At 52.5% G+C, this 2,838-nt stretch carries 1 protein-coding gene and 1 pseudogene; both read left to right on the forward strand.

Annotated elements, in window-relative coordinates; translation table 11 throughout:
* The first annotated feature begins 325 nt into the window (after window positions 1-325).
* A pseudogene (gene xerD, locus D5S03_RS00725) lies at window positions 326-1,258 on the forward strand (site-specific tyrosine recombinase XerD).
* Window positions 1,242-2,838, forward strand: a 1,597-nt coding sequence (locus tag D5S03_RS00730; protein WP_287042385.1) for a CBS domain-containing protein, incomplete at its 3' end; no start/stop codon positions are given. The pseudogene xerD and the gene D5S03_RS00730, both read left to right, overlap by 17 nt.

The following is a 2,838-nucleotide window of genomic DNA, read 5'->3' on the forward strand; positions in this document are numbered from 1 at the left end:
CTCCGGGACCCACTTGAGCATCATTTTGTGCTTAAAACATCTCATTTTTTGGGACAAGTGGGTCCCGGAAGAGCCAGTCCCCATGCCACATGCAAAGCGCTAAACAGATACGAAGGATCACACAACTTAGCGTTTGTCATATTTTAATTGTGCAGGAAAGGTGTCGCGGGGACTGTCCCCTGGCCGTTGCGGCACCTCCTGAAGGGTTACCCACATCCCGTGCATTAAAAACCTATATTTTTCCTCTTGAAGGTGCAAGCCCGGAAAGGTAAGCTGGATTCGATAATTACTTACGAACTTTCATATTTTCCGGAGTAAACCTTCATTGTCCATTCTCGCCCAAGAGCACCCTCATGCCCGGTCCTTTCTGGAGCATGCCCTGGTCATCAAGGGACTGGCCCATCAGACCGTGGCAGCGTACACCGAGGACCTGTCCACCTTTCTGGAATTTTTGCAGGAAAAAGGCAAGGATGTCTTAGATATAAATGACCAGGTGCTCTTGGTATATCTCATGTTTCTGCGCCGCAAAGGACTTCAGAGCCGCAGCCTGGCCAGGCATATGGCCAGCCTGCGCGGGTTTTACGCTTATCTGCATGAACAGGGGCTCTTGAAGGATAACCCGGCTGAAATGCTTGAAAATCCCAAGCTGCCGCAGCTGCTTCCCAGGGTTCTGTCCATCCCGGAAGTGGAGAGCATCCTATCCCAACCTTCCACAGGGGACAAGCTCGGAGCCAGGGACAAAACCATGCTGGAGATGCTTTATGCAGCCGGACTAAGGGTATCTGAACTGATAAACCTCAAGGTCCTGGACTTCGACCCCCAGGCGGGTATAATCAGGGTGTGGGGCAAAGGTGCCCGGGAACGCCTGGTGCCTTTGCACTTCAGCTGTATGCAGTGGCTGGATTTTTACCTACAGCACTGGCGCAGCTCTTTCTCACCCCGGGTGGACAAGGTTTTTATCAATCGCTAAGGAAAGGCCCTGTCCAGACAGGGCGTATGGAAGATAATCAAGAAATACACCGTGATGGCCGGGATTAAAAAAGATGTTTCCCCGCATACCCTGCGCCACTCCTTTGCCACTCATCTGCTGGAGGGAGGAGCCGACCTGCGCACTGTCCAGGTACTTCTGGGACATTCCGACATAACAGCCACCGAGATATACACCCATGTCCAGAGCGACAGGCTCAAGTCCGCTCACGATTTTTTTCATCCCAGGTCAAAAAATACAGGAAAGCCGGTTCATGCAGAAAAAAGATAAACTCAAGGCTCCAACGGTAATAACCTGTCATGTGAACGCCGATTTTGATGCCCTTTCTTCCATGATTGCAGCCAGCAAGATGTACCCGGAAGCAGTACTCATCTTTCCCGGCAGCCAGGAGAAAAATCTGAAAAATTTTTTCATCCAGAGTGCTACCTACCTGTACAATTTCAAATCCTTCAAGGACATCGATCCGGAGTCGGTACAAAGGCTGGTGGTGGTGGACACCAGGCAGAAATCCAGGGTCAGGCACGTGGAACAGCTTCTGGATAAAGAAGATTTAAGCATTCACCTGTACGACCATCACCCGGACTCGGAAGAAGACCTCAAGGGAGACCTGGAAGAGGTGCACCCGTGGGGATCCACCATCTCCGTTATTTCCAGGTTGCTCAAGGATCAGCAGATCCAGCTTACCGATGATGAAGCCACGATAATGGGTCTGGGGGTATACGAGGATACCGGCTGTTTCACCTTCAGGTCCACCACTACCCATGATTTTTCAGCCGCTTCATGGCTGCTCTCCCAGGGCATGGATCTCAATGTGGTCTCGGATCTGATCACCCGTGACCTGAGCGCCGAACAGGTCTCCATACTCAATTCCATGCTGGAGGCGGCCACAACGCACAAAATTAAGGGGATCGACGTGGTGGTCACGGAAATCTCCCTGGATCATTATGTAGGTGATTTTGCCCTCCTGGCCCACAAGCTCCTGGATATGGAAAACATTCGGGTTCTTTTCGCCCTGGGGCGCATGCACGACCGGGTGCACCTGGTGGCCAGAAGCAGGACCGCTGATGTGGATGTAGGTCAGATATGCTCTTCCATGGGAGGCGGCGGACACTCTTTTGCCGCCTCGGCCAACCTCAAGCATAAGACCCTGACCCAGGTCAAGGACGAACTGTTCGGTCTGCTCTATTCCCAGATCAACCCCCAGATACTTGTTTCGGATCTCATGTCCAGGCCTGCGGTAACCATAGAAGAGAATAAAAGCATCAACCTGGCCTCTGAGGTCATGACCCGTTTCGGGCTCAAGGCCATCCCCGTAACTGACAAAAATGGCCGGGAATGTGTGGGCATACTGGAGCATCAGCTGGCCGACAAGGCCATCGGTCACGGCCTGGGAGAAATTCCCCTGAGCGAGTACATGATCTCCAATGTTTTCAGTTTGACTCCCGGCGATGACATTTACCAGGTGATGGAAATCATCATCGGTCAGAGACAACGCCTCATTCCGGTAATGGAGAATGGTGCAATCACCGGGGTGGTGACCCGGACAGATTTGATCAACAATCTCATTAATGAACCGGCCCGCATCCCCGAGTCTTTGCTTCCGGAAAAAAAGCGGGAACGCAACATTAGACGCATGCTCAAAGAAAGGCTGCCCGGGGAAATATATTCCCTGCTCAAGTCCGCCGGCCACCAGGCCCGGGATATGGGATACCAGGTCTACTGCGTGGGGGGATTCGTGCGCGACATTCTCCTGGGCAGGTCAAATCTGGACGTAGACCTGGTGGTTGAAGGGGATGGAATAAAATTCGCCAGAGCCCTGGCCGAAAAACTGGATGCCCGGGTAAGAGAGC

Origin of the sequence: Desulfonatronospira sp. MSAO_Bac3 (genome assembly GCF_003838035.1) — a bacterium.
GTDB classification, from domain to species: Bacteria; Desulfobacterota; Desulfovibrionia; order Desulfovibrionales; family Desulfonatronovibrionaceae; genus Desulfonatronospira; species Desulfonatronospira thiodismutans.